The organism is Streptomyces gobitricini (genome assembly GCF_039532985.1).
Lineage (GTDB): Bacteria > Actinomycetota > Actinomycetes > Streptomycetales > Streptomycetaceae > Streptomyces > Streptomyces gobitricini.
Map to the genome: position 1 here is coordinate 200,212 of NZ_BAAASR010000018.1, position 26,874 is coordinate 227,085.

The 26,874-nt window shown below is 71.3% G+C and carries 25 protein-coding genes, 1 pseudogene and 1 riboswitch; of the genes and pseudogenes, 14 read left to right on the forward strand and 12 right to left on the reverse strand.

Annotated elements, in window-relative coordinates:
• Positions 1-34: 34 nt before the first annotated feature.
• From ABD347_RS16340 to ABD347_RS16355, 4 genes and pseudogenes are all read right to left on the reverse strand, one after another.
• Positions 35-868: an alpha/beta fold hydrolase gene (locus tag ABD347_RS16340; protein WP_344361695.1), complete on the reverse strand. Its 834-nt coding sequence runs from the start codon at positions 866-868 to the stop codon at positions 35-37.
• A 236-nt stretch (positions 869-1,104) separates the two neighbouring features.
• Positions 1,105-1,299: pseudogene (locus tag ABD347_RS16345) on the reverse strand (IS630 family transposase); the annotation flags it as partial.
• A 74-nt stretch (positions 1,300-1,373) separates the two neighbouring features.
• Positions 1,374-2,252, reverse strand: a complete 879-nt coding sequence (locus ABD347_RS16350; protein WP_344361697.1) for a DUF6397 family protein — start codon at positions 2,250-2,252, stop codon at positions 1,374-1,376.
• Between the two features lie 118 nt (positions 2,253-2,370).
• Positions 2,371-2,784 carry a roadblock/LC7 domain-containing protein gene (locus tag ABD347_RS16355; RefSeq protein WP_344361699.1) on the reverse strand — a complete coding sequence of 138 codons (414 nt, stop codon included), beginning with the start codon at positions 2,782-2,784 and terminating at the stop codon, positions 2,371-2,373.
• 539 nt (positions 2,785-3,323) lie between these two features.
• Between ABD347_RS16355 and ABD347_RS16360 the strand changes: the two genes are divergently transcribed.
• The 4 genes from ABD347_RS16360 to ABD347_RS16375 all read left to right on the forward strand — a co-directional run bounded on the left by ABD347_RS16360 (position 3,324) and on the right by ABD347_RS16375 (position 6,411).
• Complete coding sequence (locus tag ABD347_RS16360) at positions 3,324-3,989, forward strand: dienelactone hydrolase family protein (RefSeq protein ID WP_344362372.1); 666 nt, start codon at positions 3,324-3,326, stop codon at positions 3,987-3,989.
• Positions 3,990-4,172: 183 nt separating this feature from the next.
• Complete coding sequence (locus ABD347_RS16365; protein WP_344361702.1) at positions 4,173-4,772, forward strand: class I SAM-dependent methyltransferase; 600 nt, start codon at positions 4,173-4,175, stop codon at positions 4,770-4,772.
• A gap of 126 nt (positions 4,773-4,898) precedes the next feature.
• Positions 4,899-5,243 carry a hypothetical protein gene (locus ABD347_RS16370; protein ID WP_344361705.1) on the forward strand — a complete coding sequence of 115 codons (345 nt, stop codon included), beginning with the start codon at positions 4,899-4,901 and terminating at the stop codon, positions 5,241-5,243.
• A 151-nt stretch (positions 5,244-5,394) separates the two neighbouring features.
• Positions 5,395-6,411: a hypothetical protein gene (locus ABD347_RS16375; RefSeq protein WP_344361707.1), complete on the forward strand. Its 1,017-nt coding sequence runs from the start codon at positions 5,395-5,397 to the stop codon at positions 6,409-6,411.
• 21 nt (positions 6,412-6,432) lie between these two features.
• On the opposite strand, the gene ABD347_RS16380 is transcribed toward ABD347_RS16375, so the two are convergent.
• From ABD347_RS16380 to ABD347_RS16395, 4 genes are all read right to left on the reverse strand, one after another.
• The gene (locus ABD347_RS16380; protein WP_344361710.1) at positions 6,433-6,645 is read right to left on the reverse strand and encodes a hypothetical protein; all 213 of its coding nucleotides are present in this window, start codon (positions 6,643-6,645) and stop codon (positions 6,433-6,435) included.
• A gap of 50 nt (positions 6,646-6,695) precedes the next feature.
• Positions 6,696-7,244: an MOSC domain-containing protein gene (locus ABD347_RS16385; RefSeq protein WP_344361711.1), complete on the reverse strand. Its 549-nt coding sequence runs from the start codon at positions 7,242-7,244 to the stop codon at positions 6,696-6,698.
• A 120-nt stretch (positions 7,245-7,364) separates the two neighbouring features.
• A complete protein-coding gene (locus tag ABD347_RS16390) occupies positions 7,365-7,547 on the reverse strand; it encodes a hypothetical protein (RefSeq protein WP_344361714.1) in 183 nt (60 codons plus the stop codon).
• Between the two features lie 84 nt (positions 7,548-7,631).
• Positions 7,632-8,738, reverse strand: coding sequence for a fatty acid desaturase family protein (locus tag ABD347_RS16395; protein ID WP_344361717.1), 1,107 nt, complete (start codon positions 8,736-8,738; stop codon positions 7,632-7,634).
• A 256-nt stretch (positions 8,739-8,994) separates the two neighbouring features.
• Here ABD347_RS16395 and ABD347_RS16400 point away from each other — a divergent pair, with 256 nt between their 5' ends.
• Both ABD347_RS16400 and ABD347_RS16405 read left to right on the forward strand, forming a co-directional pair.
• The gene (locus ABD347_RS16400; protein WP_425575669.1) at positions 8,995-12,213 is read left to right on the forward strand and encodes a DEAD/DEAH box helicase; all 3,219 of its coding nucleotides are present in this window, start codon (positions 8,995-8,997) and stop codon (positions 12,211-12,213) included.
• On the forward strand, positions 12,210-13,496 hold the full coding sequence (locus ABD347_RS16405; RefSeq protein WP_344361722.1) for an SWIM zinc finger family protein: 1,287 nt from the start codon (positions 12,210-12,212) through the stop codon (positions 13,494-13,496). Before ABD347_RS16400 ends, ABD347_RS16405 begins: the two co-directional genes overlap by 4 nt.
• A gap of 257 nt (positions 13,497-13,753) precedes the next feature.
• On the opposite strand, the gene ABD347_RS16410 is transcribed toward ABD347_RS16405, so the two are convergent.
• A complete protein-coding gene (locus ABD347_RS16410; RefSeq protein WP_344361724.1) occupies positions 13,754-14,611 on the reverse strand; it encodes a bifunctional 5,10-methylenetetrahydrofolate dehydrogenase/5,10-methenyltetrahydrofolate cyclohydrolase in 858 nt (285 codons plus the stop codon).
• 22 nt (positions 14,612-14,633) lie between these two features.
• A riboswitch (ZMP/ZTP riboswitch) is annotated at positions 14,634-14,722 on the reverse strand.
• Positions 14,723-14,803: 81 nt separating this feature from the next.
• Positions 14,804-15,241: an ATP-binding protein gene (locus ABD347_RS16415; protein WP_344361727.1), complete on the reverse strand. Its 438-nt coding sequence runs from the start codon at positions 15,239-15,241 to the stop codon at positions 14,804-14,806.
• A 506-nt stretch (positions 15,242-15,747) separates the two neighbouring features.
• Between ABD347_RS16415 and ABD347_RS16420 the strand changes: the two genes are divergently transcribed.
• Positions 15,748-16,227 (forward strand): copper chaperone PCu(A)C, encoded by a 480-nt coding sequence (locus ABD347_RS16420; protein WP_344361728.1) that lies wholly within the window; start codon positions 15,748-15,750, stop codon positions 16,225-16,227.
• Between the two features lie 147 nt (positions 16,228-16,374).
• Here the strand turns inward: ABD347_RS16420 and ABD347_RS16425 are convergent, their stop codons facing one another.
• On the reverse strand, positions 16,375-17,712 hold the full coding sequence (locus ABD347_RS16425; RefSeq protein WP_344361731.1) for a DUF2254 domain-containing protein: 1,338 nt from the start codon (positions 17,710-17,712) through the stop codon (positions 16,375-16,377).
• 552 nt (positions 17,713-18,264) lie between these two features.
• On the opposite strand from ABD347_RS16425, the gene ABD347_RS16430 reads away from it, so the two are divergent.
• The 7 genes from ABD347_RS16430 (at position 18,265) to ABD347_RS16460 (ending at position 25,210) form a co-directional block, all read left to right on the forward strand.
• Entirely contained in the window at positions 18,265-18,726 is a 462-nt protein-coding gene (locus ABD347_RS16430) for a hypothetical protein (protein WP_344361733.1), read from the forward strand.
• A 270-nt stretch (positions 18,727-18,996) separates the two neighbouring features.
• Positions 18,997-19,881 (forward strand): universal stress protein, encoded by an 885-nt coding sequence (locus ABD347_RS16435; protein WP_344361736.1) that lies wholly within the window; start codon positions 18,997-18,999, stop codon positions 19,879-19,881.
• A gap of 1,068 nt (positions 19,882-20,949) precedes the next feature.
• Positions 20,950-22,404 carry an ATP-binding protein gene (locus tag ABD347_RS16440; protein ID WP_344361738.1) on the forward strand — a complete coding sequence of 485 codons (1,455 nt, stop codon included), beginning with the start codon at positions 20,950-20,952 and terminating at the stop codon, positions 22,402-22,404.
• A 20-nt stretch (positions 22,405-22,424) separates the two neighbouring features.
• Complete coding sequence (locus tag ABD347_RS16445; RefSeq protein WP_344361740.1) at positions 22,425-22,814, forward strand: roadblock/LC7 domain-containing protein; 390 nt, start codon at positions 22,425-22,427, stop codon at positions 22,812-22,814.
• Between the two features lie 38 nt (positions 22,815-22,852).
• Positions 22,853-23,167, forward strand: coding sequence for a DUF742 domain-containing protein (locus tag ABD347_RS16450; RefSeq protein ID WP_344361742.1), 315 nt, complete (start codon positions 22,853-22,855; stop codon positions 23,165-23,167).
• Positions 23,148-23,771 carry a GTP-binding protein gene (locus ABD347_RS16455; RefSeq protein WP_344361744.1) on the forward strand — a complete coding sequence of 208 codons (624 nt, stop codon included), beginning with the start codon at positions 23,148-23,150 and terminating at the stop codon, positions 23,769-23,771. Before ABD347_RS16450 ends, ABD347_RS16455 begins: the two co-directional genes overlap by 20 nt.
• Positions 23,768-25,210: a cytochrome P450 gene (locus ABD347_RS16460; RefSeq protein ID WP_344361746.1), complete on the forward strand. Its 1,443-nt coding sequence runs from the start codon at positions 23,768-23,770 to the stop codon at positions 25,208-25,210. The genes ABD347_RS16455 and ABD347_RS16460 overlap by 4 nt, the downstream gene beginning before the upstream one ends.
• A 71-nt stretch (positions 25,211-25,281) precedes the next feature.
• Here the strand turns inward: ABD347_RS16460 and ABD347_RS16465 are convergent, their stop codons facing one another.
• Positions 25,282-26,454 (reverse strand): terpene synthase family protein, encoded by a 1,173-nt coding sequence (locus ABD347_RS16465; protein ID WP_344361749.1) that lies wholly within the window; start codon positions 26,452-26,454, stop codon positions 25,282-25,284.
• Between the last annotated feature and the right edge of the window lie 420 nt (positions 26,455-26,874).

Below are 26,874 nucleotides of genomic sequence, written 5' to 3' on the forward strand. Positions count from 1 at the left end.
GCCGGCGGGAAGGTTCACCGGCTTGTGTTGGGTGTCAGTGTGGGTACGGGAGGAAGGCCATCAGAGCGGCTGTGAGTTCGGCAGGTGCGTCTTCTTGGACGAGATGGCCCGCACCGGCAATTGGTTCAAGCCGTGCGCCTGGGATGCGGGCGGCGAGTTCCCGTCCTTTCTCTATGGGGAGCCAGGTGTCGTCCTGGCCCCAGCACACCAATGTCGGGAAGCCGATCTCGCCGTACCGGTCTTGCACTTCGTCGGTGTGGAACTGGTCGGCCTGGGCGATCTGACGGTAGAAGGCCGCTTGGCCGAGGTCGCCGAGCCAGGGCTGGATGAGCCGGTCGAGGACGACAGGGTGCAGGCCAGGGCTGCTGGCCGAGCTTATGTACTCGCGCACCAGAGCGTGGTGCAGTGCGGGCGGCAGTTGTTCGAGGACTTCGGAGTGCTCGCCGACGAGCCGGAAGAACGGGGTGCCCCACGGGGCCAACGCGACCGGGTCGACCAGCGCGAGCGCGCGGTAACGGGCTCCGTGCAGCAGATGCGCCCGCAAGGAGACGGCACCACCGAAGTCGTGGGCGACCACCAACGGTTCCTCAAGGCCCCAGTGCGCCAGCAACTCGGTGAAGACCCTGCCCTGGGCGGCCAGGGAGACATCCTGGTCGGCGGACTTCTCCGAGGCCCCGTAACCGGGCATGTCCCACACGAACACCTGGTGATGGCGGGCGAGCGCGCGGGCGACGGCGCGCCAGACATAGGAGGAGAAGGGTGTGCCGTGCAGGAGCACGACCGGATTCTGGCCGGGGTGGCCGAGGCTGCCCCAGCGAACGTCGCCCGATGTGCTGTGGAACGTCTCGGACAGCTGCCATTCACTCACGGGTGCTGTTCCTCTCAGTTGTGTCTGTGGCCCGTGCGGGGAGATCAAGCCGGGTGGGACCCCGGAGCACTGCCGCACCGGGGTGGGGAGGCGGCGGGCGTGAGCGGTCTGCCACCCCGGCGGATGCCTTTCTCGCAGCGGATGCGGGCGCGTCCCTCACGCGGAGCGGCGAGCACGTCAGGGTGACGGACGCTGGCATCGCGCCAGCGCAACAAGCGGTGCGGGGCCCGGGCGGCGAGCACCTCGCGCACCGTGTCCTGGTCTGCCTGGACCAGCTGGGCGATCACCGGGACGCGGTTTCCGTCGGCGGACGCCGACAGCACCATCGCCCGCCGGAAGCGCACCGAACCGGTCCTGCCCCGGCGCACGATCTGCTGAAGCTTGCGCCCTTCCTGATCGGTCGGTTTGCGCACCCGCGTAGGCTCAGCCACCACACCTCCAGCAGACGCAACGGACGTCACCACCCATCCAACCACCGACCCGGCGAACTTATGCGGTCACAGCACTAGCCGGCCCGCACCACCCTCCGCCTGCCCAGCCGGAGGCGGTGCAACAGTCCGGTACGGCCGTGTCCGTCCGGCGGGCGCTGACCCAGCCGGTGGCCGGTGCCGTCCGGCCGGGGAGCAGGCCGGAGCGCCCGCGCCTCCTCAAGGGCGAGTGCCAGGCTCATCCGGTGCCACATGATCTCGTCCGGGTCGTCCGCCACCTGGAGCCGGTCGATGATGTCCCGGGCGGCCAAGGACTCCGGCCGTGCGTGCGGAGGTGCGGGGCGGAGCAGATCGAGGTGGGCCCGCTCGTACGGATCGCCGACCACTTCGGCGACCTGGTCGGACGTGAGGAGCGACGCGATGGCCGCCGCGGCCGCCCAGGGGTCGTCGGCCCGGCGGAGCAGGAGTCCGAGTCGCCGTGCCCGCCAGTTGCGCGCGCGGACATCCTCCCCCGCGTCGAGCCGGGCGCGAACCGGTGCCGGGAGCCTGCCGGTGAGCAGCTCGGGATGGCGTGCGGCGAACTCCCGTACCTCACCGGCGACATACAGCCATACGACTGTCCGGTAGCGGTTGAGGTAGAACGTGGCGGGAGTGAGGTGTCCGGTTCTGGCCAGTTTGGTGAAGCGGTCGCCGGTGATCGAGGCGAGCTCGGCGGCGCTCGTCGTTCCGACGGTACGGACGCGGTCGCGCAGACCGGCCGGGAAGTCCGGCGCGGCGCGCAGCCGCTCGATCTCCTCCGTGGCCACCCGCGGCCGCCCTCCGTCGACGCCGCCGGGCACCGTCCGCACGTGTCCCAGCTGGACGGCGAGATCGAACTCGTTCCTCTTCAATGACAATTGCTGCGCGGCGCGTCCGTAGGCGACGGTGTGCGCGGTGACTGCTTCCTTCATCGTCATGACGACTCCCCCATGGTTCCGATTACGCTGAGTCACGAAGGTAGCGCGATCGAGCCCACACGCGTCCGGCCTGTGGATAACCTGGGCCGGACGCGGAGTCGTCAGTGGTGCGCGTCGGTCAGCGATCCGTGAGCGCCGCGCCGCCGGGTTGCCGGGTGGCGACGGCGAGGTGCTCACCGACCCGGTTGACGAGGAGCGTCATCTCGTAGGCGACCTGGCCGACATCGGCCTCGGCCGCACTGAGGACGCACAGGCAGCTGCCCTCACCCGCCGCGGTGACGAAGAGCATCGCGTCGTCGAACTCCACCATCGTCTGCCGTGCCCTGCCCACCCCGAAATGCCGACCGGATCCTCGTGCGAGGCTGTGCAGCCCCGAGGACACAGCGGCGAGGTGTTCCGCGTCCTCCCGGGCGAGCCCGGTGCTCGCCCCGGTGACCAGGCCGTCGTTGGACAGCACCAGTGCGTGACTTATGTGCTCGACGCGTTCCGTCAGGTCGTCCAGGAGCCAGTCGAGTCCTTTGTCCAGAGCCATGTCCGGTCCTCCCCGTGCCGCACGTTCCCCGCTGTCACGTAAGCCTTACGCACTGACGGGAGCAGGGCAAGCACTCCCGGGACGGCGGGCACGGCCTGGACATGCCCTCACGGGGCGATCTGCGGCAGTCGCGCGCGGACCATGGAGCGCTTACAGGTGAGTGGACAACTCGGCGGAATGTGGCCTCTGTTCGGTCACGCAAGACCGGATCTCACCGCCCCCGTCCGCCGGGGGTCTGCCGTCCCCGAACCCGTCGGCGACCAGGGGCCTGAGGCCGAGGGAGGTGCTGTCGGGCCGTTTAGAGGCCGGCGATCACTCTTCTCGGAAGTAAGCCCGACACCAGTACCCGTTCCGGGCGCGCGGTCCGGCACGTGAGGCGACCGTTCCAGGGGCGATGGGCCGGATTCCCCGGGCAGTCAGTCGTGGGTATCCCAGCCGGAGGGGTACTCGATGGTCCGGCCTCATGGGCCGCTCGGGGCGCGGCCTCCGGGGCGACGGGGCGCGGCGCAGGACCCGGCACGGGAGGTGCATCCATGGCGATGGCATCAGAGGCGGTTTCCGTACCCGCCGGTGTGGTGACGCTGGCCGGGGATCTGGCACTGCCGCGTGAGGCCCGGGGCGTGGTGGCCTTCGCCCACGGGAGCGGCAGCTCGCGGCACAGCCCCCGTAACCGCGCGGTGGCCGAGACCCTGCGGGACGCGGGGCTTGGCACCCTGCTCCTGGATCTCCTCACCGCTGATGAGGAGCGCGTGGACATGGACACCGCCGAGATACGGTTCGACATCCCGCTGCTGGGACGGCGCGTGACGGCGGCGGTGGACTGGCTGCACGACCGGCCGGACACGGGCAAGCTCCCGGTGGGCCTGTTCGGGGCGAGTACGGGCGCGGCGGCGGCACTGGTAGCGGCTGCCGAGAGGACGGAGCAGGTGCGTGCCGTGGTGTCGCGAGGTGGGCGCCCGGATCTCGCGGGCGCCGCACTCGCCGGCGTCCGCGCGCCCGTCCTGCTGGTGGTCGGCGGACACGACCATGAGGTGCTGCGGCTGAACGAGGAGGCGACGCGACAGCTCACCGCGCCGTGCACACTCCACGTGATCCCGGGGGCCACCCACCTCTTCGAGGAACCGGGGACGCTGGAACAGGCCGCGGACGCCGCGCGGGACTGGTTCCTCCGCATGACGCCCCAAAACGTGAGGCCCGGTGCCTGAGCCAGGAAGACCGGGCCCCGGGCCCCGAGCCGGCGGCCTTGAGCCCTGGACCGTGAGAGCCCGCCGCGCCTGCGCGCGTTCCTCGAGTCGGCGGAGTACGACGGAGACAAGCACGTGAACGATCATGGAATGTTCGAACGAGTGCGCCGTACCCCCGATGCGGGTGTACGGGATCATGTCGACATGACCGACGACCACACACAGGTGCAGGAATTCTTCAGCGCCCGCGCGGCGGACTGGGACGCCCGGTTCCCCGACGACGGCCCGAGGTTCGCGGCAGCCGTCGCCGACGCGGGGCTGCGACCCGGTGACACGGTGCTCGACGCGGGATGCGGCACGGGCCGCGCGTTGCCGCACCTGCGGCAGGCCGTGGGTCCGGAGGGCACGGTCATCGGGCTGGACCTGACACCCGCCATGCTGGCCGCCGCGGTACGGGCAGGGCGGGCGGGCAGCGGGGCGCTGGTGCAGGGCGACGTGGCGCGTTTGCCGCTCCGCGACGGGGCACTGGACGCGGTCTTCGGCGCGGGGCTCGTCTCGCATCTGGCCCGGCCGGCCGATGACCTGCGGGAGCTGGCGCGGGTCGTACGGCCGGGCGGCCGGCTGGTGCTGTTCCACGCGGTCGGACGCGCGGCGCTGGCCGCCCGCCATGGGCGGCGGCTCACCGATGACGACCTGCGGGCGGAGCCGAACCTGCGGCCGCTGCTGGCCGCTGCGGGGTGGCACATGACCTCGTACATGGACGAGGACGATCGTTTCCTCGCTCTCGCCGTACGCCGGGGCTGACGGACGGGGCGGGCCCCTGTCGCGCCCTCGCCGTCCCCTTCTGCGCGTGCGGGTCGGACTCTACGTTGGAGGTCCAGAGTCGGAAGACCGGCGGCGGTGCCGCCGCGCAGCGGGAAGGTGAGCCCGGTGTTCAACGGACTCCGCACGTTCTTCGGTTCCTTCAGGCCGTTCGTCAGGTCGTTCCTCGGGCCCGGCACAACGCCTGGCCCCGCGAAGGGGGGCGGGAGCGGGCCGGGGCGGTCCGGCGGCGCCCGTCAGCACAACATATTCGAGGCCGCGGCGGCGTACGTGGCCGCGTGCGCGGACGACGACCAGGAAAGGGCCGACGAGGCGGAGGGCTGGGTGTCGCCGGAGGCCCTGTCCTTCGGGGTGAGCGAACTGGCGTGCCGGGCGGTCATCGCCCTCGCCCGCGAGCGGGACGAGTCCCCGCAGACCGTGGCCCACCGCCTGATGGGCCTGCCGACTGCCTGAGACCGGCGTCGGGGTGTCGCGGTGTGTCGCGGTGTCGCGTGCCGATGCGCGCCGGTGTCGTCACGGTTCGGACGGTCGGGCCCTCGACGTGGGGGTTACTCGCTGGTTAGGGTGCGCCGACGAACGTCGGGAACGTCGGGAGGAGGCCGCCATGACCGGGACGGAACCGGTGGACGCGGGTGTCGCGGACGACGACGCGCTGTATGTGCTGACCGCTGTGCTGCTGACGCCCGCGCAGTTCCCGAGCCTGCTCGGTGACGACTATCCCGAGGCCTGTGCGGCACTCGGGCTGGAGCCGTACGCGGAGGGGTACGGGCTGGTGCTCGGCCAGGACGGCGAGGGAGCCCGGTGGACGGTCGTCGTCGACGACGTGTCGCTGGTCGCCGTGGCGATCGCGTCGTGGGACTGCGGCATGGAGCACGACCTGTCTCCCGACGAGCGCAGCGTCGTCATGGCCCTGCCGGGCTGGCCCCTCGCCGTGGCGGTCGCCGCCCCGCACGTGCCCCCGCCGCACGACCCGGAGACCGGGCCCGGCGAGCGTCGGCCCCTGACACCGCCGGACCCCGGCCAGTGGGGTCCTGCGCAGCGCCGCATGGGCGCCGACGAGGTGGCACTCCAGTGGCCGGTCTGGCGTGAGCAGCTGGGACAGGACGCCTCCGTACCGCCGACCGGCGTTGACACCGGCGGCGCGGTTTCGGCGCTGCCGGACGCGCCCCGGCCGCAGGAGACTCCTCCCCCCTCCGGCAGCCAGGCATTCGACGACCGGCGCCCCGAAGGGCAGCCGTCGACGGCCCCGGAAGCGACGGCCGGCCGGGCGGCCGCCGAGCAGCGGTCCACACCGCAGACCTCCGCCGCACAGCAGCCGGAGGAGCGGGCATCGCTTGAGCCCTCGGACGACACGCACCACCCGGTGCGGCGGGTTCTGGCCGAGTTGCACCGTTACTTGGAGGAGCCGCCGCCGCCCGGTCGGGTCCGGTCGGCTTTCGCTCCCGGCGGGGCGCGCACGCTGCGGGCGGACGGGCCCGGATGGTCGGTCGTCGCCAGAACGGACGACATGGCCTTCGTCCTGCTGGACGAGATGCCCCGCGAAGTGCTGCCGATCGGTCGCGGGCCCCACCTGCCGTCCTTGCTGACCGCCCTCGACGCGATGGCGGTACGGCCGGCCTGACAGGCAGGCCGGCCCCTGTACTCAGCCGGTGGGCTCCTCCGGTGCACCGTCCTCCGGCGCGCCGTCCTCGGGAGTGTCCTCCGCAGGGATCTGTTCCCGGTCGTCGGTGCCCACCGCCTCGGCCATGTCCGGGTCCCAGTGGTCAGGGGCACCGCCCGCCTGCTCGTCGGGCAGGTCCCTCGGGACTCCGGGCCCGCCCTCGCCCGGACCTTCGAGTCGCTTGTCGTCGTCCATGGTGTCTCCCTCCGGCGTTCCGGCCGGGCGGGTACCCCCCGACGCGCTGCTCAGACCCTGTCGAGAGGACGATGCGGGCCGTCCGGAAGCTCGACCGCGACCGTATCGCCCGGTCGGACCGGTCCTCCGATCGTCACAACGGCCATGATGCCCGCCCTGCGGACGACGGCACCCGTCTTCTCATCACGCCCGACGACGTGCTTCAGCAGCCCGTCCTGGAAGGCGTCTATCTGGAGGCAGGGGTTGCGGAGTCCGGTCACTTCCACAACGGCTTCCGCGCCTATGTGCAGCAGCGTGCCGGTGGGGAGGGTAAGCAGGTCGAGTCCCCGGGTGGTGATGTTCTCGCCGAGGTCGCCCGGCCGGACGGTGAAGCCCTTCTCGGCCACTTCCTCGAACAGTTCCTCGTGGATGAGGTGCACCTGCCGGAGGTTGGGCCGCGTCGGGTCCTGGGCCATGCGGGAGCGGTGCTTCACGGTGACGCCCGCATGCACGTCCCCCTCCACTCCCAGCCCGGCCAGCAGGGTGATGCCCGGCCGGTTCGGCTTGGTGAACGCATATTCGCCGTTACTGCTGACCGCTGTGACCGTTCCGCCCATCATGGCCCCCATCCGTCGCGCCGGTGCCGGTGGCGTCTCACCGATCACCATGATCGCTGCATCCGGGCCGCCCGGAGCCCCGACGATGTCGGAGCGGCGCCGGCCGGGGCTGTCCGTCGGCGGTCAGCGGCCGAGCTCCTTACGACTGACGCGGCGCAGCCGGCGACGCTGGCCCGGGTCGAGCGCGAGGTAGGCGACGGCGGGAACGCCGATGACCACCAGCAGGGACATCCAGAACCCGATCAGGGGCCACAGGAGAAGGCCCACGGCCACTCCCCCGATGGCGATCTTCGTTCTTGTCGACATGTTCGACGCCTCCTTCACGGCCGGAGACGGCCGCTTCCTGATCAGTGAACGCCTGATCAAGCGTTCCGGTTCCGGGAGCGCCGCTCAGGCCGTACGAAGCGGCTTGCCGACATCGTGCAGATGCCCGAGCGCCTGGCGGTACGAGTCGAGCGGTCCGGTTTCCGTGTACCGGATACCCAGAGAGCGGCAGTGGGCACGCACCGCGGGCTGGGCCAGCCGCAGGTGGGGGCGCGGCATGCTGGGGAAGAGGTGGTGTTCGATCTGGTAGTTGAGGCCGCCGAGCAGCCAGTCCGTGAGAGCGGCACCACGGATGTTGCGGGACGTGAGCACCTGTCGGCGCAGATGGCCCCAGGGTTCGCCGTCCGGGTCGGGCACTTCCATGCCCTTGTGATTCGGAGCGAAGGCCATGCCCAGGTGGAGTCCGAGCAGCATCTGGTGGACGAGCGCGAAGACGACGGCCTGGCCCACCGGCATGGTGGCGAGCAGCAAGGCCGCGTACCCCGCGACATGGGCGAACAGCAGGCCACCTTCGATCGCGCGCTCGCGCGGTGTCTGACGCGGGCCGTCCTTGGAGAACAGCGCCTGGAAGCCGTACACCTTGAGAGCAAGGCCTTCGAGCGTGGTCAGCGGAAAGAACAGCCACGCCTGGTGGCGGGCCAGCCAGCCGCGGAAGCCGGTGCGTCCCACCGCCTGGTGCTGGTTGAAGACGAGGACGTCCGGAGCGACGTCCGGGTCCTTCTCCTCGTGGTTCGGGTTCGCGTGGTGCCGGTTGTGCTTGTCGTTCCACCACTCCTGACTCATCCCGAGCAGCAGATTGGCGTGCAGCAGCTGGATGAGGCGGTTCCTTCCCCTGTCGGCGCTTATCTGGGAGTGCCCGGCATCGTGGCCGAAGAAGGCCGCCCGCGCGGAGAACACGGCCAGGGGGAGGGCGAGCGACAAAGACCACCAGGAATGCCCGAACAGCATCAGGCCGACGGCAACCGCCATCAGAGCGAGCAGGTTCAGGGCGATGCCGGACGCGTACCAGCCGGTGCGCCGCTCCAGCAACCCCTGCTCCTTGATCGTACGGAGAAGGGGCCCGAACTCGCTCCGGGAGCCGCGCCTGCCCCCCGGGGCGCCGACAGCGGCTCCGGAAGTGGTTGCCGGGGTTGCCGGGGCGGGGATCGTCAGGGCGGATGTGACCTGTGGCATGGCTGCTCCGGTCTGATGAGGTCTCGTGCGCCGACGTGCGCCGACCTTATGAACGTACGGATGAGCAGAGGCCCAGAGCCATGGCACCACCACCCGGATGTGGGGTGGGGCTTCCCAGGGTACTGGGGTGGTGCTGCCTGCACCCTGGACCCGAAGTGGCCTATGTCACGGCGAATCCCCTCTCGCCGAGAGAGAGCATCGGCTACCCTCGGCGGCTCGACTCCCGCTAGTCAAATTTGAGGAATGTGTCAGCGCTGTGCACAAGCTTCCCGAAGCAACACCTCACCCGGCTCCCGACGTGCCCCGACTCGTCCGCTGTGCCACGCTCTTCCTGCCCGCCGACCCGCCTCGTGCGGGACGCGTTGCGTTCTGGCTGCCCGGCGGAGCCGAACCCCCGTCGGACGACGCCCAAACCCAAACCCACGCCCGCACCAGCACCAGCACCAGCACCAGCACCAGCACCAGCACCCAACGCCACGGCCATCACGCACCCGCCCCGGACCACGGCCCCGCGTCCGGCGTCGACGCGGACTCCGGCATCTCCGGCATCGCCGCAGCAGTCGGCAGCGGGTCGGTGGAAGTGCTGTCCGTCGTCACCCCGGACGCGCGTCCGACCGCCGTGCGCGCGCTGGTGATACCGGTAGGTGAGGCGTTACCCCTGCTCACCCGGGCAAGGCGCGTCCCCCGGGCCTCCCCCGCCACCACGTTCTGGGGGGCCGCGGCTCTCCTCGCCCTCCAACTGGTGGCGCGTGGACTGGTGTTGCCAGGCCTCAGCGGCACCGATCACGACGCGTGGCGCGCCGGACCGCTCACCACCGAGGACCTGGAGCGGGTACGGGAATTGGCCGCCTCCATGCCGCCGAGCGCCCACGCGACTGCGGTGGGCGAGGCGGCGGACGGCATGGCCCTCCTGGCCGAACCGGAGCGGCTGTTGCGGTCCTTCCTGGACGCGGTGGCCGACGCGCTCCCCCGTACACCCGCGGCACCGCTCGCGGCGGGCGGGTACGCGTTCGCCGCGTACGAGCCGCAGCACGTGCCCGAGCAGAGCGACTGGGCGGCGGACGTCGCGGCGGGCCACGACGCGGGCGTACGGCTGTCGTTGCGCGTCGAGGCGCCGGGGCTGGACACGCCCGGAGGCCCGGCCTTCCGCGCCGTCCTCCAGATGCACAGCGTCAGCGACCCCGCGTTGGTGGCCGACGCCGCCGACGTGTGGTCGGGCGAGGCCGGCTACGGATTCGGCCCGCGTACGCGGATGGACGCGCTCCTCGCGCTGCGTCGCGCGGCCCGGGCGTGGCCGGCGCTCGCGCCGCTGCTGTCCGCCTCCGTTCCGGACGCCCTCGATCTGGCCGACGAGGAGGTCACCGAGCTGCTGGGTGGGGCGGCACGAGCACTGGCGGCCACTGGCGTACAGGTGCACTGGCCCAGGCAGCTTGCGCGCACGCTGACCGCGTGTGCCGTCATCGGGCCACCGGAGCAGGACGGTCCCGGCCGCGGCCGGGAGGACCAGGGGGGAGAGGACCGGGAGGGAGAGGACCGGCACGGAGACCGGCAGGGAGAACACCGGCAGGGGAAAGGCCGACAGGCAGGGAGCGAGTCGGGCCTGCCGTCGTTCCTGTCCGCCGACTCGCTGCTCGCCTTCAACTGGCGCTTCGCCGTGGGCGACCAGGAGCTGACCCGCGCCGAGCTGGACCGGCTCGCCGAGGCCGGGCGTCCCGTGGTGCGGCTGCGCGACCGATGGATACTGGTCGACCCGGAGGAGGCCCGGCGCGCCCGGGACCACCGGGACCGCGAGGTCACCCCCATCGACGCGCTCAGCGCCGTGCTGACCGGTACCACCGAGGTGGACGGCCGCCAGGTCGACGTGCGGCCCTCCGGGTGGCTCCAGGCGCTCCGTGACCGGATCGCCGACCCCGAGGAGGGCGGGCAGCCGGGGACGGGCCGACAGGAGATCGGGCAGCCCGCCGCGCTCGCCGCGACCCTCCGCGACTACCAGCTGCGCGGCCTGAACTGGCTGCACCGGATGACCTCGCTGGGGCTGGGCGCCTGTCTCGCCGATGACATGGGCCTGGGCAAAACGATCACCCTCATCGCGCTGCACCTGCACCGGCAGACCGACGCGGCCGCGGCCGGCCCCACCCTCGTCGTCTGCCCGACGTCCCTGATGGGGAACTGGCAACGGGAGGTGGAGAGGTTCGCGCCGGGCACGTCCGTGCGCCGCTTCCACGGCCCGGGCAGGGACCTGGACGGTCTCGGCGACGGCGAGTTCGTCCTCACCACGTACGGGACGATGCGACTCGACGCCGCCCGCCTCGCGCGCGTGGGCTGGGGCATGGTGGTCGCCGACGAGGCGCAGCACGTCAAGAACCCGTACTCGGCGACCGCCGAACAGCTGCGCACGATCGGCGCCAAGGCGCGGGTGGCGCTGACCGGTACCCCGGTGGAGAACAACCTCTCCGAACTCTGGGCCGTCCTGGACTGGACGACCCCCGGGCTGCTGGGCCGTCTGGGGACCTTCCGCGGCCGGTACGCCCGGGCCGTGGAGCAAGGTGCGGACCCGGCGGCCGCACAGCGACTGGCGGCACTGGTACGGCCCTTCCTGCTGCGCCGCCGGAAGTCCGACCCCGGCATCGCCCCGGAGCTGCCACCGAAGACGGAGACCGACCTCGTGGTGTCGCTCACTCCCGAACAGGCGGGCCTGTACGAGGCCGTCGTACGCGAGACCCTGGCGGCCATCGCGGAGGCGAACGGGATGGAGCGCCGAGGCCTCGTCGTCAAGCTGCTCACGGCCCTCAAACAGATCTGCAACCACCCGGCGCAGTACCTGAAGGAGGAGCACCCGAGGCTCGCCGCCCGCTCCGGGAAGCTGGAGCTGCTGGACGAGCTGCTCGACACCATCCTGGCGGAGGAGGCGAGCGTGCTGGTGTTCACGCAGTACGTGCGGATGGCCCGGCTGCTGGAGCAACATCTGGCGGCCCGGGGGGTGCGTGGCCAACTCCTGCACGGCGGTACTCCGGTGGCGGAGCGGGAAGCGATGGTGAACCGCTTCCAGGCCGGTGAGGTGCCGGTCTTCCTGCTGTCGCTGAGGGCCGCGGGCACCGGGCTCAACCTCACCCGCGCGGCACACGTGGTGCACTACGACCGCTGGTGGAACCCGGCCGTGGAAGCGCAGGCCACGGATCGCGCGTACCGCATCGGCCAGACCCGGCCCGTCCAGGTGCACCGGCTGATCGCGGAGGGCACGATCGAGGACCGGATCGCGGACATGCTGGCGCGCAAGAAGGAACTGGCCGATTCCGTACTCGGATCCGGTGGGGACGGTGCCCTCACCGAGCTGACCGAACTGACCGACGACGAACTGGCCGAGCTCGTGCGGCTCCGCGGGGTGCGGGACACACGAGGCGCGCGACGCACGCAGGGCACGCAGGACATGCAGGACATGCAGGACGCACGGGACGCGCGAAGGAGTGGGCGATGAGGCATGACGAGGACGGGGAGCGTACGTTCGCCGCGCTGCCTCCCGCGCACGGCCGGGGCTTCGCCCAGACCTGGTGGGGGCGGTCGTGGCTGAAGGCGCTGGAGGACACCGCCCTCGACGGCGAGCAGCTGAAGAAGGGGCGCAAGCAGGCCCGGGACGGCGCCGTGGGCGCGGTCTCGGTGCGGCCCGGCCGGATCACGGCGGTCGTACGGGACCGGGACGGAACAGCACAGCGCAGCGACGTGCTGTTGCGGGAGCTGACCGCGGAGCAATGGGACCGCTTCCTGGACATGGCGGTGGACCGGGCGGGGCATATCGCCGCCCTCCTGGACCGGGACATGCCGCCGCACCTGGTGGAGGACGCGGCCGCGGCAGGCGTCGAATTACTGCCCGGCATCGGCGATCTGGAGCCCGAGTGCGGGTGTGACGCCTGGGATCACTGTCCGCACACGGCGGCCCTCTGCTACCAGGTGGCACGGCTGCTGGATCAGGATCCCTTCGTGCTCCTCCTCATGCGGGGCCGAGGGGAGCGGCGGCTGCTCGACGAGTTGCAGGAACGCACTACGGCGCGCGCGGCGCGCGCCGACCGGGGCGGAGAGGAGCCGGTGGCGGGCGAACCGGAGGGCGTACGGGCGGACGAGGCGTTCGCCGCCCGGGACATCCTCCCGCCGCTGCCGGACCCGCCGCCACTGCCGGACTCCCCTGGTGAGCCGCCTTCGCTGGACACCGAGACCCGCCCGGCGCGGGGCGTCGACCCGGCGGCGCTGGAGGCTCTCGCGGCGGACGCGGCCGCACGGGCGTACCGGATGCTGGCGGAAGCACTGGTGGCCGGACACGAGGACCGGCCGGTGGAGGTGCCGTTGACGGCCCGACAGGACGCGGCACGGCTGGCCGCCTCCGCGACGTGGGCACCGGCCGCGCTCGACCGGCTCGCCACCGGCACCGGCCGTGGGCGGGCCGACCTGGACGTGGCCACGCGCGCGTGGCGGCTGGGCGGCGCGGAGGCGCTGGCCGTGCTGGACGAGGACTGGACGCCCGGGGCGGAGCTGCTGGCGCGGGCCGAGGCGGGGCTCGCCGCCGGCTGGGAGGAGGGCGAGCGTCCACTGTTGCGGCCCGACCGACCGGGCCGATGGGCAGTGGCCGGGACGGACATGCAGCTCCGGTTGGACCGGGACGGCCGGTGGTGGCCGTACCGCGAGGAGTCCGGCCGCTGGGTTCCGGCGGGGCCGCCCGGCCACGACCCGGCCACCGCCCTGGCCGGCGCCCTGGAGGACGAGGTCTGAGGCCACGGGCTGCCCGTCCGGAGGGCCCCGGACGGGCGCCTGCCGTCAGGGCACTGTGGGGGTCGGCCGACCGAGGAGGGGCTCCCGCCCTCGCTGGCCCGGGCGGCAGCACGAGGGCACGGGGGGCGCGGGGGCACGCGCCACTGCGGCGTGCGGTCGCGGCGGCGCACGCACGGCTCCTGCCCCCGCCGGCTGTCGGCCGGGTACCAGTACCGGGCGCCGTACGGGGGACCGCACGGCGCCCGCGCGACACGGGGCTACGCGAGCTGCCGCTCCGCCGCGTCCACGGTCTGGGCGAGCAGCACCGCGATGGTCATCGGCCCGACGCCGCCCGGCACCGGCGTGATCAGGCTCGCGCGGGTGGCGGCGGTCTCGAAGTCGACGTCACCGACGTTTCCGGGGTTGTAGCCAGCGTCGACGACCACGGCGCCCGGCTTGAGGTCCTCGCCCTTGATGAAGCGAGGCCGTCCCACCGCGGCGACCAGGATGTCGGCCTCCCGTACGGCCGCCGAGAGGTCGGCGGTGTACGAGTGGCAGTAGGTCACCGTCGCGTTCCGTGCGAGCAGCATCATGCCGACGGGTTTGCCGAGGATGGCACTTCGCCCGACGACGACGGCGCGCTTGCCGGCCGGATCGACGTCGTACGCGTCGAGCAGCCGCATGATGCCGCCGGGCGTGCAGGAGACGAATCCCGGCAGACCGAAACTCATCGTCGCGAAGGAGCTGAAGGTGACGCCGTCGACGTCCTTCTCGGGGGCGATCGCCTCGAAGGCGGCCCGCTCGTCGATCCCCGGGCCGACCGGGTGCTGGAGCAGGATGCCGTGGACCTCGGGATCGTTCGACAGGCCTTCGAGGACGGCGACGAGTTCGGCGGTGGTCGCCGTGGCGGGCAGCTCTACGTGGCGGGATCGGATACCGGCCTTCTCGCAGCGGGCTCGCTTCATCCGCACATAGGTCACCGAGGCCGGGTCCTCGCCGACCAGGACGGTGGCGAGACAGGGCCGCGTGCCGGTGCGGTGGGCGAGGCCGGCGGCGCGGGCCGCGGTCTCCGCGAGGAGGCGGCGGGCGAGGCCGCTGCCGTCCATCAGGCGGGCGGTGGCGGGAGTGGAGGACATGACGGGCTCCGGGCGGTCATCAGTGGATCGCCCAGGCGCGCGGCAGTGGCGTCGGTCCGCCGGGCCGCTCCCCGGTGGTACTCCACCCAAGCGCCAGTCACGGCCCGGCGCCCACTCTACGGGAGGGCTTCCGACCGGTTCCGACGGGCCCGTTCGGTCGGCCCGCTTGTGAGGCCGGCCGGCGCGACCACCTCACCAGGCGAGGAAGGCGTACACGGTCTTGCCCTCGTCGTTGGGCACGGTGATGGTCTGTTCGGCGACGGTGTTGATCAGGTGCCATCCCACCCCGCCCCGGCCGGTGAGGTCGACTGGACGGGCCTCTGGCGCCGCGGAGTTGGTGTCGGCCACCGCGACCTGCACGGTGTCGGCCACGGCCCGCATATGGAGGCTGAAGGGGCCGGGGGCGTACGCGAAGGCGTTGGAGGCCAATTCGGCGACGACCAACACCACGTCGTCGTGTGCGTCGGGCGAGGTGGGCGGCTGCATGCGCGCCAAACCGTGGAGAAAGACGGCCGCGCCCTCGCGTGCCTCGCTCACATTGCTCAGTGCGCCCTCGAAACGCCAGGATTGTTCGACGGCCAAGGTGTTCAGGCCGGCTTCGCTTTGCGCGGGTTTTCGTTCGGCGGCCATGACATTCTCCCTTTCGTTCTCGCGAACCTCGGGTTGCCATGTCGGCTTCCCGATCCCTGAGCGGGTATGTCCGCCTTCCGGCTTTTGTGTGAGCGCAGGTGGCAAGCCGCCTTTCATGGGCAGCACTTCGGTCCGCCGCATACGGATAGCCGGGCCGGAAATGGCAGGCGCCTGTGTACTGCCGTCGCGCCGTTCACCCGTCATGTATGGCGGGGGCGTACGGGTGAACGGGGCGACTCAGGTCATGGCTGCCGGGCGGCCGGGCGGGCCCGGGCGCCGGATCCGACAGGTGTCACTCGCATCGGTGGCTGACCGGGCCGTCCGGCCCAGTCAGGGCGGTCAGCCGCGTCCGTCTCCGTCCGGCTGGGCATGTACTGGGCGTGTAAGCGACGCATAGCCGCGCACGTACCCCTACGACACAGCGAGAGACACCTGTGAACCTGCGAAATCGTCTTTCCCACCGCTGGCGTAGAGCGGCGGTCGCCTTCCTGGCCGGGTGCTGCCTCATGACTGCCGCCGGCTGCGGCTCCACTCAGGGCGAATACAACCCGCCGGGCGCGAATGCCCGCATCGGCTCGGTGCTCATCCGCTACGCCCACATCGCCGAACCCCCCGACGGGCCCTGGGAGCCGGGGGACGACGCCCCGCTGTACATGTGGCTGTTCAACCAGGGTGAGCGCCCTGACAGGCTGCTCGGGGCCGAGACCACTGTCGCGCGGTCCGTCGACATCGTCACCGCCGAAGGCAGCACCCGCGGCCCGGTGGAGGTGCCCGTCGGCAAACCCGTCGAGCTGAGCAAGGAGCAGCCGCATCTGCTGCTGCGGGGGCTGCGCGAGCAACTGCGGGGCGGCGACTACGCGTGGGTGACCCTGCGCTTCCAGCATGCCGGTGAGGTGGCCCTCCAGGTGCACGCGCAGCTGCCCACCTATGTCGACGAGGACGTCACCAAGGCACCCGGACTGACATCCCCCTCGCCGGGTTCCTGACGGCCAAGGGCCGCACGGCCCCGTTCGGTTCGGACCGAGGGACCGCTCCGCACGCCGGAACCGATCCGGCTCCGACGGTTACGGTGACGGTGGCGGTGGCGGTGGCGGTGGCGCGTGGCGGTGGCGGTGGCGGTCCGCACGGTCCGGTCAGTGGGTCCGGTCGTGCGTCCAGCGCCCGGCCAGGGCCTGCTCGACCTGCTGGGCCAGCTCGGCGAGCACGGCGCGCTCGGCCTCGTGGAAGTCCTGGGCGGCGGTGGTGGAACGCAGCCGGGCGAGCGCGGCGACGATGGGCGGGTGCTGGTCGGGCGTGCTGTTCCAGGCGAGTTCGCGCAGCAGCACCAGGACGCGGTTCAGGACTGCGGGCTCGGCGGCGCCGTAGCGCAGCGGCTGGGTCACAGCCAGATCGAGGAGATCCGCCAGGTCCGGACGTCGCAGCACGACCCTGAGCCGGTGGTGGCCGTCGCGCAGCAGCCGGGGGCCGAGATCCCGGTGCGCCAGCTCGCACAGCAGTGCGGCGGAGTGGGACAGGGCGTGGACAGCGGTGGTCGGGTCGTTGATCCCGGGCGAGAGCGCTTTGGCGATGATGTCGGTGAGCTGGCGGAGTCCGAAGGCGACGTCCTGGGCGTCGGTGCGTTCGGCGCCGGTGGTCACTGCTTCGGCCGCTTTCCGGACCAGGCGCGTCCGGGTCTCGGGAGAGAAGGGCTCCCCGGTGCGGGGCCAGGCGGCTCCCATGGGCGTACCGGCGATCAGAGAGCTACCGGGGTGGCGGTCGATGAGCAGGACGGCGTCGGCCTCGACGGCTGACTCCAGGAGAGCTTTTTCGTCGACGGCGGTCAGGAAGCCGGAGGTGCCGACGGGCAGGGGTACCGCGTCGGCAGGCGGTTGCGGTGGCGGTGGCGCGCCCGAGTCCCCGGCAGCGAGGTCCTTTTCGGGGACGAGCCGGCGGATGGTGCGGCCGGCGGCGGAGTGGACACTGCGCATCATCGTCTCCACCCGGATCTCACGTGCCAGGTGCGACAAGAACAGTACGAGGCCGAGCACGCTGGCCAGGGTGAGGAGGAAGGCCACGGTGACCGACACCTGGGGGACGAACATGACGTGTTCGTCGTCGCCGGTCCGCACGGTCCGCAGCACGGTCAGGGCGTAGGTGAACGTCGCGAGGAACAGTGCGAGGGTCGTCTGGACGTACCGGTCCGCGGTGAAAGTGCGCAGCAGACGCGGGGAGAACTGGCTGCTTGCCAGTTGCAGCGTCACCACCGTGAGCGAGAAGGTCAGTGCCGTGACGCTGATGAGGGAGCCGGCGATCGCTTCCAGTACGGTACGCGCGGCGTCCGCACCGCCTCCGAACAGGTAGTCCTTCAGCCGGGGCGGGATGTCGTGCTGGATCCGCGCGTCCAGGCGGGGCAGTCCCACACCCGCGGCGACAGCGAGTACGACGCCCAGCGTCGGCAGCGGCCACAACTGCGCGCGGACCGTGTCACGCATGGGCGGAAGAGGGGTGGTGCGCGGCCCCGGCCCGGACGGGGGCAACCACTGAAGGAGGGGAAGGCCTCACGGCCCAGGGCCGCGATGCCGGTACGCGCGACGCCCGGGCCCGGGCTCGGGCCGGGGCGTGAACGAGGAGCGGTGGAGGAGCGACGGGCCTGGTGGCGACTTCTCGGGCGATGACGTGGAGCAGGGCGCCGGGCGAGCGATACGTGCCTGCGACGGCTGGCTGCTGCGGTTGCCTGCGAGATCCTATGACGTGTCCGCCCTTCGGGAATGCGACAACGATGGTTCCACCATGCGCTCGACCGCGGTCCTCCGCCCGACGACACACCCACCCCGCGGAACGGGACCGGTGCGCAGCTCCCACCCCGCTGTCGGACCGGCTCCGGGTGCGCCCGCCCCGACGGAGGCGGATGCTGGGCCGAGCAGGGCGGATAGTGCGGGTGGGATCCGTGACTGCACCGGCAGAGTCCTGTGGCCCCAGCCGCCAGGGATTCTGTGGCCCCACGGGGCTCCGGCCCCGGCAACCGGAACGGAAGGAACCCATCTGTGAGGCGCACCGTGCACCGACGCCGTCGAAGGCTGTACGCGTGGCTGGCGACACTGCTTGCCGCCACCACACCGGTACTCACCGGATGCGGCGACTCGGGAGGCAAAGAGACAGGGCTGGACATCGGAGGGGTGCACGAGGCGTTCGAGCGGGGGGACGCCGAATCCGTGGTGGGTCAGGAAGGGACGTTCAGCGGCTACGTCAAAGAAGCCATCTCCCCCTGGGCCTTCACCATCGGAGGAGATGAATTCAGCGGCGTCGAACCGCTCCTGGTCATCGAGAAGGACCTGCCTTCCGTGAACGAGGACGAACTCGTTCGCGTCACTGGCACCGTGCGGGAATTCGACCTGGCCAAGGTTGAGCAGGAAATCGGCGTGGACTTCGCGGAGACGCTGTACAAGAAGTTCCAGGGAGAGCCCTATGTCATGGCGCGGGAGATGACCAAGGACACTGAGCAGTAGAACGCCCGGCTCGCGTTCTCAACCGCGCGCGCCATGCGGGTATGGAAGCTGCCCTGACGCCTGACGGTCATGTCGTGGTGGTCGCGTCCGCGAGTCGGACGGCCGCGGAGCTCGTCCTCCCCTTCAGCTTGCGCCCGGGCGCACGGTCTGTCGACCCCGCACAGGCGTCGCTCCGCACAGGACCGCGCCGGAAACCTCCGGTTTGCCAGGGGGCATGGTCCGCCGTGTCATGGAAGGAGACTCCTACGCGACGGGTGAGGAGAGGCCGTGGTGGCGCAGCAGAGCGAGGGCGGGACGGTCGTGGTGGGGGTGGCCGAGGCCGAGCGTCAGGACGAGGTCGTCCATTTCGCGGCCGAGGAAGCCGCACTCCGCGGCTCGCGGCTGCGTATCTTGCACGCGGTGGAGTGGCCCATGCCTCCGGGCACGCGCCGTGAAGGGGAGCCGGCTTCCTTCGTGGAACGGGCGGAACGGGTGGTGGAGCCGCTGCAGGCGCTGGTCGCGAGGGAGTTTCCGGGGGTCGGGGTCTCACCTGATCTTGTCTCCGGGTCTCCGGCCCCGGCGCTTCTGGACCGGTCCTCGGAGGCAGCACTGATCGTGGTGGGCCATCGCGGGGCGGGCGGGTTCGCACGGCTCCCGCTGGGCTCGGTCAGCTGGCAGGTCGCCACCCACGCCGAGTGTCCGGTCGTGGTGGTCAGGCCCCGCGACGCCGGACAACCCAAGGAAAACCGTGTCGTCGTCGGCGTCGACCTGCCGGACATGAGGCCCGACGTGATGCATTTCGCCATCGAAGCCGCGAGGACACGCCGGGCGGTTCTGGAGGTCGTCTACGCTGCCTTCCATCCGCCCGTGCTCAAGACCGGGCCCGCGGGACCGGCCGTGCAGGATTCGAGCGCGGCGGCCGGCAACGTCCGGGAGATTCTCGAACAGGCCCTGCAGCCCTACCGGAACGAGAACCCGGACATCGGGATCCGGTCGCGTATCGAAGGGGGCCGCCCGGCCGCCGTGCTGACCCACGCCGCCGGCAGAGCGGAGCTCCTGGTGGTCGGCTCCCACGGGCGTACCGGCTTGAAGCGGCTCATGCTCGGCTCGGTCAGCGCACAGGCTCTGCACACGGCCACCTGCCCGGTCGCCGTCCTGCCCACCAAGGACGCCTGAGGGCTCCTGAGAGCTGATCAGCAGACGCTGTGCGGAACCCTTGCACTTGCCCTTGCCGCACGCCGGTATCCGGTGAACCCGCCTGCCTCAGGCGCGCGCTTGCGGGTCCGGTGTGCCGTGCCGGCTGCGGCTTGCCACGTGGTCGTCCGGCTCGGCGGCAACCCCGCCGAGCGATTCACCGTGGTCCCTGGTCGTGCGGCAGTGGGCGTCAGCGGTTGGCCGCCCCGGCGGACGCTTACCCGCGGCGAACGCGGGCGAGCCCGTGGCGTGGGACGACCAGGACGTCGGGGTGGCGTGGCCCGGGGACCGCGTTGGCGCTGCGCCGACGCAAGCAGCGGTGCGGCTTCCGGGCCCGGCCGGTATCGCCGGCGGCGGAGATTCGCCCCCGGGTCCGCAGGGCCTCGCGACCGATGCGCAGCACTCGCCCGGGCCGGCGCGACCGCGCCGACCGGGCGGAAGGCCGCGTAGGCGTTTTCGACGTCACGCAGGACCAACCTCCTTCGCGTTGCATCGGGATGAGACAGGAAAAGCTTCGTTTTCCGTGGCGAAGTGCGAATTGGTATGCGCTCGGGTGAGTCCACGCCATGCGCGGAGGAAGGGCATGCGGCGTCCGCGGAGGCGCCCTGCCCCGTGGCGCGCCGGGGCCCGGGCCGGGGGAAGCCGGAGCGAGGAGCCATGACCGGCGGACTGACGAACGTGGTCGAGTCCGCGCATTTGCAGTCGACGCCATGGCATTGGCCGATCAACTATGAGCTCCGATCGATCAACGGAGATATCCCTTCCCACATGGCCACCTGGCGAACGGGAAGTGACTAGGCTCACTGGGCGTGTTGCGCTGTACACAGCGAGCCAACGCTGCGTTGCGCGGACGGAGCGTGGCCGCGGGAGGCGTGACCACCGATCTCGAACCTTGCCGTCGGGGGCACCCATCGGAGCTTTGCTCGGCCGAGTGAGTCCCGACCGTTCCCGTCGGCGCATCGCAGCACCCCCAGTCCATCTTTTCCAGACTCTTTAGGACACCTTTCGATGGTTCGTTCAGGTGCGACCCCTGGAGCGCTGCCACGCGCAGTGGCTCCAGCATGGCTGATCCCCTCCGGTGTTCTGGCCGGCGCCTGCGCTATAGCGCTGTTCTACGTCCCCGCGCAGATACGCACCCCGGTTGCCTGGTGCGGCATCGTCGCGGTCGTCCTGACGGCCGTCACCACGGCCGAGACGGCGCGCCGGGCGCACTCGGCACAGGTGGCCCACTACGCGCGGGCGAGTGCCGAGGTACAACAGCACTACGCGCAACGCGAGACGGCACTGCTCGCGCGCTTGTCCGATCAGCGGGCCACCACCGTGTGGCTCGCCGAGAAGCTCCTCCCCGCGGCGGTCGCCCGACTGCAGAAGGGTGAGCCCGTCGCGGAGATCCTCCAGTCCGTCAGCTTCGGGGGGCATCTCGACACCGAGTTCGCCGAAGCGCTCCGGGCGGCTCTGCGGACGCTCCTCGAAGCCGTGGACGCCGAGGAACGCACACGGGACTCCTCGCAGCGGGCGCTGGTGGCGATCGCCCGACGGGTCCAGGCGATCGTGCACCAGCTCGCCAAGGACCTCCGGGACATGCAGATCCTGCACGGGACGGATGTCGTGGTCTCCCATGGCCTGCAGGACATCGACCACCGCAATGCCCTGATCGGGCGCCTTGCGGCCAGCATCGCGGTACTGGGTGACGCCCGGCCCGGGCGCCAGTGGTCCAAAGCGATCCCGCTCTATGACGTCGTGCGCGGGGCCATGTCACGCATCGTGGACTATCCCCGCGTGAAGCTGCAGTCGGTGACGGAGGTGGCCGTGGTCGGCCAGGGGGCCGAGCCGCTGATCCACCTGCTCGCCGAGTTGCTCGACAACGCCACGACCTTCTCGCCGCCGCAGGCCCCGGTCGAGGTCACCGCGAGCGAGGTGCCCTCAGGTATCGCGATCGAGATCGAGGACCGTGGGGTGGGGCTCACCGAAGAGGTCCGCGAGCGCATCGACCGCGTCATGGCCCAGGCGTCGTCCGGCATCGATCTGGCCGACCTGGGCGAGGCGACGCAGCTGGGCCTGCCCGTCGTCAGCAGGCTGGCGCGCGAGAACGGACTCGACGTCGACTTGCGCACCTCCGCGTACGGAGGGGTGCGGGCCGTCGTGCTCGTTCCGCGGCGCCTCATCACCACGGTGCAGCAGCCCGTCCCCAAAGTCCGCCAGTTCGCGCCGAAGCCATCGGGCGCACCTACCGTGCCGAGGCCGACGATGACGCGCGATGCCGCAGCTGATTCCGGCAGGGCCGGGCAGACGGTCAACGGACTGCCGCAGCGGCGACGCGAGTCGCCCGTCCCGAAGCCGGTCGTCCGCACGACTCCCCACCCCCCCACCACGCCGCCCCCCTCCCCCGGAACGGCCGGCGCGCCCCGGCAGCCGGGACTGATGTGGGAGGCGTTCAGCGGTGAAAAGAGACCGAGCACCGACCCTTCCATCCGAACCAGCGAGTCATCAGACGAGGGTGAGTAACCGTGCCGCCACTGCCCAACATGGACTGGATGCTCAAGGAGCTCGCGTCCAGCGTCCCGTACGTGCGACACGTGGTCGTGCTGTCATCGGACGGTCTGTGCATCGGTCAAGCCAACACGGAGCCCGACACCGCTGACGCGATCGCCGCTGCCTGCTCGGGCATCCAGAGCCTGGCGAAGGCCATCGCGCAGAAGTTCCCGCACGGAGACGGCTCGACCCGCATGGTGGGGATCGAAGTCGACGGCGGTTACTTCTCCCTCATGGCGGCCGGCCCTGGAGCCTATCTCGCGGTGCTGGCCGATGAGGAGGTGGACGCCGGGTTGCTGGGCGACCGTATGCGCACGCTGGTGATCCGGATCGGCCAGCACATGACCAGCCCGCCTCGTGATGACGTCGGGCAGGCGATGTGACGGCGGAGAACCAGGGCGGGTGGGACGAAGGCAGTCCCGTGCCGCTCTACGTCATCTCGGGTGGTCCAGGTCCTTCGGCCAAGGCCTTCAACCTGGTCACCCTCATCGCATCGAGATCCGCGCCCGAACCCGGTATGCAGCCCGAGCAGGCAGCCATCCTCTCCATGTGCCAGTACCCGCTCTCGGTGGCCGAGATCTCCGCGTACCTCAGCCTGCCGTTCAGCGTCATCACGGCGCTGCTCTCCAAGCTCGTGGACACCGAGCGGGTCGAGGCCACTGCTCCCGTTCCTGTCGCGGCGGTTCCCGAACTCGGCCTTCTGGAGGCGGTGATCCATGGACTACGTAAGCTCTGACGCGCCCACCGCCGGCCCCCGCCGCTCGGACGTGCTGCTGCCGCACGGCGCCAGGGGAGTCAAGGTCGTGGTGGTCGGCGGCTTCGGCGTGGGAAAGACGACCATGGTCGGGGCGGTGAGCGAGATCCCGCCCCTGACCACCGAGGAGACCATGACCCAGGCCGGTGTCGGGATCGACCACAATCCCGGCGCGGAGGGCAAGAACACCACGACCGTCGCTCTCGACTTCGGCCGCATCAGCATCAGCGAGGAGCTGATCCTCTATCTCTTCGGGACGCCGGGACAGGAGCGCTTCTGGTTCCTGTGGAACGGCATCTTCGAAGGCGCGCTCGGTGCCGTGGTCCTCATCGACACCCGCAGGATCGAAGTCTGCTTCGAGATCATCACCCGCCTGGAGGACCGCCGCGTCCCCTTCGTCGTGGCCGTCAACACCTTCCCCGAGGCGCCTCAGCACCCGGAACCAGCCCTGCGCGCCGCTCTGGCCCTCAACGATTCGGTGCCCATCATCACGTGTGACGCACGCGACCGGTCGTCCAGCCGCGACGCCCTGCTGTCGCTGATGGGCTACCTGTGCACCCTCGCCGCCTCTCAGGAGTCCGTATGACCGTCCCACCAGCTGACCGCACCACCGCCGACCCGGGGCTCACCCCGCCGCAGGGCTGCCCGCACGCCGCCACGGGAGTCGGCGGAGTGACACGGCTCCACGGCCCCGCTGCCGAGACCGACCCCATGGGCCTGTACGAGAAGTTGCGTGCCGCCCACGGTCCGGTGGCGCCCGTGCTGCTCGACGGGGACGTCCGGGCCTGGCTCGTCCTGGGGTACCACGAGAACCGTGATGTGGCCAGCCGCTCCACCCAGTTCTCCCGCGACCCCCGCACCTGGCACGGCTGGAACAGCGGCGAGATCGACGCCACGACCTCGCCGCTCGTACCGATGATCGGCTGGCGGCCCGACTGCGTGTGCGCGGACGGCGAAGAGCACCAGCGCCTGCGGGGCGCGGTGACAGCCGGCCTCAACCAGTTCGACCAGCGGGGGATCCGCCGCCACATCACCCGCTTCGCCCACCAGCTGGTCGACGGGTTCTGCGAGAGGGGCAACGCGGAGCTGGTCGGCCAGTTCACCGAGCACCTGCCCATGCTCGTTCTCACCCACCTGCTGGGCATGCCGGACGAGTACGGTCCCAAACTCGTACACGCCGCACGGGACCTCTTCAAGGGCACCGAGACGTCCCTCGCGAGCAACGCCTATGTGCTGGAGACCCTCGAGCAGCTTGTCACCACCAAGCGGGCACTGCCGGGGCAGGACGTCGCGTCCGTACTGATGGCGCACCCGGCCGGCCTCACGGACGAGGAGGTGCAGCACCACCTGCGCCTCATCCTGCTCGCGGGTTATGAGACGACGGCCAATCTCATGTCCAACGTGTTGCGCATGGTCGTGACCGACCCACGGTTCCGCGGATCGTTGGCCGGTGGCCAGATGACCTTGCCGGAAGCGGTGGAGCAGGTGCTCTGGGACGAGCCGCCACTTATGGTGTGCCCGGGCCGCTGGGCCACTGGTGACACCTCCCTGGGAGGGCAGGAGATCAAGGCGGGAGACATGCTCCTGCTGGGGCTGGCCGCCGGGAACGTCGACCAGGCGGTCCGCCCGGACCCCTCGACCCGCGTGCACCACAACCGCGCGCACCTGTCCTTCAGCGCCGGCGCCCATGAGTGCCCCGGCCAGGACATCGGCCGTGTCATCGCCGACACGGGCATCGACATCCTGCTCACCCGGCTTCCCGACATCAGCCTGGCCGTGCCCGAGGAGGAACTCAGCTGGCGTTCCTCCACCTGGTCGCGGCATCTGACGGCGCTTCCCGTGAGGTTCGCGCCCCGCGCTCCGGCGGGCCACGATGTGCCGGCGCCGCTCCCTGCCCCGCCTCCACCCAGCAGCGGGGTGCAAATCGCGCCGCCGTGGCCGCTGCCCGAGCCCGGGTCGACGCCCGGAGCCGGAAACCGCACCACGTGGCGGGCGCGCCTGAGGCGGCTCCTGCGGCGGGGGTAGGTCCCGCGGCTCGCGCCGGAGCCGAGCACCGCGCCCGAGGGGCCGCCGGACGGCGTGGGCCGGCGGCCCCCTCAGAGCTGGGCGGGCACCGGTCGGGTGCTCGACCCGGCTTCCCAGCCCTGGACGCTCGGCGTCTGCGGCTGGGGGCGTGGGAGCGGCGTACCACTCGCGTGCGTCGGCCTGGTGCGGCTCATGACACTGGGACGCCCGGTCTCGTCGCGCGGAGAGCCGTCCACGGGAGCGTAGCGGGGCGCCCCGGTGTACCAGGCATGGAGACCGGACAGGAAATGGCAGGCGCCCCAGAGCCATGCCTCGATCGCGGTCCGTTCGCCGTGGTCCAGCCCGGCCCGCCGGACGAGCAGGGGCAGTTCGCTCTGCGTGAGGTGCTGGAAGTGGCGCAGCCGGGCGGTGACCAGTTCGGCGGCGGCGTGCATCGCCTCCTGGACGGTGACGCCCAGGGAGGTCTGCAGGACGACGACGAGGTTGTTCACGTCGTGTTCGTCATGGACTTCACGGTGATAGGAGGCGATGTCGTTCGCCAGGCCCATGTAATCCATGAAGGCGTCGAGCAGTGCCCGGAAGGTCGCGCTGTGCAGGATCTGCTCAGGTATCCGTGCGCCAGTGGACAGTTCGACCGAATAGGGTGCGGTATAGGCGGCGAAGCTTTCCCGGCGGAACTGGGCGTACTCGATGAGGTCCGGGACCCGGCCGGCGCGGCTGTTGATCAGTTCCCGAACTCCCGCGTCGATGTATCTTGCCAGGGCTTGGTTGAGCCCCCGCCTCCAGTGCGCCATTCTCGGCGGGAACAGCCGTTGTTGCAGGTCCGCCAAGCCTCTTTCGACGGCGTTGGCCGGCTCCGGCAGCCGGGCACCCGGCTCCGCGGGCAGGAAGGCGTGGAGACGGGTGGTGAAGGCCTGGGCACCTGCGAGGTCCCCCGTCCGTTTGAAGGCGGAGGCGAAGTAGTCGTCCCAGGCCAGGGCCCAGAGGTTGAACCGGTGATTGAGCCGGAGGCCGGCGAGCGAGGCGTCAGGAAGGGCCCAGGCGGTCAACTGGTCGACGTCCATGGCGTGGAACTGGGAGCGCGTCCAGATCGCCCGGCCGGACCACGGCGTGTCTTCGCCGCCCAGCATGCCCATCTCTCGCGCCCACGCCTCGGCTTCCTCCCGCAGGGCGGGCAGGTACGGATTCACCCGCACCGGATACGGCATCCGCAGTATGGGGAGCTTGATGGCCTGCGCTGTCATGAGTTCCCTGCTTCCCTCTTCGGTGTGCATCGGTGCCCGGACCACAACGGCGAGGTCCGGCCCTGCCTTCCCACTCGATCCGGACATAGTGGGATCGCGTCCATGGGCGACAGGTCATCGGTGGAGCGTCGCGCGCGCCCCGCGTGCCAAGGGCGTCGTGAGCTCCTTGAGCGAGGGCGTGAACGCGCTGCACGGAGGGAAATGGTGGACGCGCCCGATCGGGACAGGAGCCTGCGGGACGTCGCTGCCCGACTCGTCGTCGCCACCGGCGCGGAGGGCGCAAAGGGCGCGGAGCAGGGCCGGTGTCCGTCGCTTGCGACCGACGTACGGAGGCTGCGCGAGCACGACGAGCGGACCGGCCGGAGCTCCCGGCGGCGCGGCGCTGCGAGCCGGTGCCGCCCTGTCACGAGTTCGGGATCA